Annotated in this window: 3 protein-coding genes; all 3 read right to left on the bottom strand. The window is 68.5% G+C overall.

What is annotated here, in order from left to right; translation table 11 throughout:
- Window positions 1-19 precede the first annotated feature (19 nt).
- Genes ACIBEA_RS44365 through ACIBEA_RS44355 form a run of 3 tightly spaced genes read right to left on the bottom strand, consistent with a single transcriptional unit; the run spans window position 20 to window position 2,226 of the window.
- Window positions 20-904 carry a terpene synthase family protein gene (locus tag ACIBEA_RS44365; protein WP_399270235.1) on the bottom strand — a complete coding sequence of 295 codons (885 nt, stop codon included), beginning with the start codon at window positions 902-904 and terminating at the stop codon, window positions 20-22.
- A gap of 3 nt (window positions 905-907) precedes the next feature.
- Complete coding sequence (locus tag ACIBEA_RS44360; RefSeq protein ID WP_399270233.1) at window positions 908-1,456, bottom strand: prenyltransferase/squalene oxidase repeat-containing protein; 549 nt, start codon at window positions 1,454-1,456, stop codon at window positions 908-910.
- Window positions 1,450-2,226: a hypothetical protein gene (locus ACIBEA_RS44355; protein ID WP_399270231.1), complete on the bottom strand. Its 777-nt coding sequence runs from the start codon at window positions 2,224-2,226 to the stop codon at window positions 1,450-1,452. Before ACIBEA_RS44355 ends, ACIBEA_RS44360 begins: the two co-directional genes overlap by 7 nt.
- Between the last annotated feature and the right edge of the window lie 518 nt (window positions 2,227-2,744).

The raw sequence follows: 2,744 nt of genomic DNA, 5'->3' as shown, positions 1-2,744 counted from the left end.
ACGGCCGCCTTACCGCCAATCAGGTATAGGCCGAACAGCCCAAAAAACAAGGTGTAAGCCAAACAGACGAACCACACCTAATTCGTGATAGACCCTCCGGGTCCCCTGTGGCGGTAACAGCGTTCTGTGACAGCTCGGCGCAGTGCTGCAGATGGTGCTTGATCTCGCGGCGGACGGCTGATCGGGCGCGTTCGAGTGCGGCCGCCGGAGATAGGTCGCCGGCCCGTGCCGTCTGGGTAAGAATGCTGACCGCGTTGACGTTGCCTTCGGTGGCTTCGCGTTCGTGGGTGCGCAGGTCGTTGGCGAGGCGGACCGCGAGGGAGGCGTGCCGCTCCAGGCGTAGCAGGTGGGGAAGGTGGTGTGGGGTGCTCGGGTCGGGGGTGGTCACCAGGACGGTGCGCATGTGTGCGGGGGCGCCGATGCTGTGGCGGGCCGATCGCAGGTAGCGGGTGAGTGGTGGCAGGGCGCTAGGGCCGAGTCGGCGGAGGTCCTCGCGCCAGGTTGCCTCGTCGAGCATGCTGCGCAGCAGGGTGGTGATGGCGCTGGTCCACAGGTGCTGGAGGGGTGCGAAGAGCGGGTAGCCGGCAAGTTCGTGGCGGAGTCCGGTCAGGCAGTTGCTCAGGGGTCCGCTGCCGGGGAGGTCGCGGGTGAGGATGCCTCGGCAGTCCGCGCTGAATCGCTGGAGGTCGGGGAGCTCTGCGTTGGGGTGGTCGAACAGGTCGTCGATGGCGAAGATCCACAGGGTGGTGCGGGTCTGCAGGCTCAGGGCCGGTGTCGTCTCGAACGGTGCCGCGCGGGTGAGGAGATATGCCAGCGGGGTGATACGGACGGTGTCGATGTACGGGTGGTCGGCTGCCCAGGTGAGGGCCTCCGCGGCCACTTCTGCTGCGATCTCGTCGGTCATCGTTCACGCCCGCTGTTGTGTGTAGAGGTGGCGGGCCGCCCGGATGGTGGCGTGCACGATGCGCACGGGGCAATACAGGTCTTTGTCGTGCCACAGGGCCGGCGGGGCGGGATCGAGGGTGAGGTGCGCGAGCGCGGTTGCCAGCGATGGTGGCGGGGGTGCGTTGCAGCGGGCGAAGGTGAGCAGGGCATAGGCGGTCTCCTCGGCCGTGCCGCCCCACACCCCCCAGGAGCCGTCCGGGTGGCGGGTGTCCCGTAGCCAGTTCAGTGCGCGGCTCACCGTCTGGTGGGCCTGGGTCCCGAGGCCGTACCGGTGGATGGCCGGGGCGCAGCAGGCGACGGCGTAGTACGGGGAGGCGTGCCATTTGTCCTGCCAGGAGCCGTCGGGCCGCTGACAGGCGGCCAGCCAGTCGCTGATTTTGGCGATGCGGGCGCTGTCGCCGGGTGCCGCTGCGCCGAGCGCTTCCAGGACGTGGGCGTTGGCGGTCGGTGAGGGGGTGTCCTCACCGACGTAGCAGGCGTAGTGGGTGGGTGTTTCGAAGCGTTTCAGCACTGCGGTGTCAGCGGGCAGGCCGAGGCGGGCCAGCAGGTAGAGGGCGGTGGCCGTGTCGTCGGCGTCCGGGGCAGGCCGGGGGCGCCGCAGGCGCCGTCCCGACCGAGCAACGCCGGCACTTCCCGGGCGGCCGTTTCGGCCTGGTCGCGGTTCAGGCCTGCAACATCGTGCGCGTACAGGATCCACAGCCGTTCGAAGCCGGTGATCGGGGTCGGACAGGACACCGGCCCCGTGTGTTCGGCGACGGCCTGTTCCAGGCAGCGGGTCAGGCCGGGGTGGTGTGAGGGACCTCCGGCGGCAGCGATCCAGGCGGTACTGGCAGCAGGTGAGGCACCCAGCAACGTGGTGGCATCTGTCCTGGTCTCGCTGTCGGTCAGGGTGTGCGGAAGTCGCGTCGGCTGGTGGTGGGGGAGGATGGCCTCGAGGGAGTGCAGCAACTTCTTTGGTGGGGCGGTGTCACTGCGCAGGCGGGCGGCGACGCGGCGGTTGCCGGCGGGGTCGATGCCCTGCGGTGGCGTGATGAGGGTGTCCCGCCAGTGCGGCAGGACGCCGCCGGGCAGGTCGCGCAGGCGCTGGTGGAGGCTCTCCAGCAAGGCCGGGACGATGAGTTCGGTGGCGACGGTGTCCGGCGGCCGGCCCTTCGGGGCGGTGACGAGGTAGCGCATCGCCCGGTCTGCCGCCGGCAGCAGTTCGCGGTGTGCTCGGAGCGAGGGAATGTGGTCGCGCTGAGCGGCCGCGAGCAGCGCGTCCAGTGCGCTCAGGGTCGGCACCCACCGGTAGTTGGGCGGACCAGCACCCCACGAGCCGTCGTGTTCCTGGGTAGAGAGAAGGAAGTCGCTTCTGGCTGTGTCTCCGGTCAGCCAAGGTGCCAGGGCGACCAGTCGTGCCGTCTCATACACCGACGGGGTCGTCGAGACCGTGATCAAGATGCCCTCCTGGCGGATGTTGCCCCCTGTCAACGGCCACTCAGTTCTGGCTCTTCGACACTTTCCGTGAAGCCGGTGGTCCTTGGGTAGCTCTTCGCGGTGGGGGATCATGCGGTTGAGCTGCTGAAGGTCTTGTTTCCGTACTTGTCTCGGGTCATGGTCGACGGCGTCGTCCGAGTCGGCACGTCGGTACGGATCGCTGCCAGATGCATCGCGCCGACAGCACGTTGTCCCGGGTGCGGCACGGTCTCGGTCCGAGTGCACAGTCGAGGGTGTACACCTGAGTGTGTGAGTGGGGGATGATTGCTCCTGGTTGTTCCGGTTCCTGCCCTGATCGGAAAGTGACGCACAGTGATATCGAG

The organism is Streptomyces sp. NPDC051555 (genome assembly GCF_044454405.1).
GTDB lineage: Bacteria > Actinomycetota > Actinomycetes > Streptomycetales > Streptomycetaceae > Streptomyces.
The sequence above is the reverse complement of the archived record's forward strand: the minus strand, read 5'-3'. Positions and strand labels throughout refer to the sequence as shown.

Coding starts and splice junctions, on each gene's coding strand:
- ACIBEA_RS44365 (WP_399270235.1), bottom strand. CDS start 904: ATGACCGACGAGATCGCAGCAGAAGTGGCCGCGGAGGCCCTCACCTGG.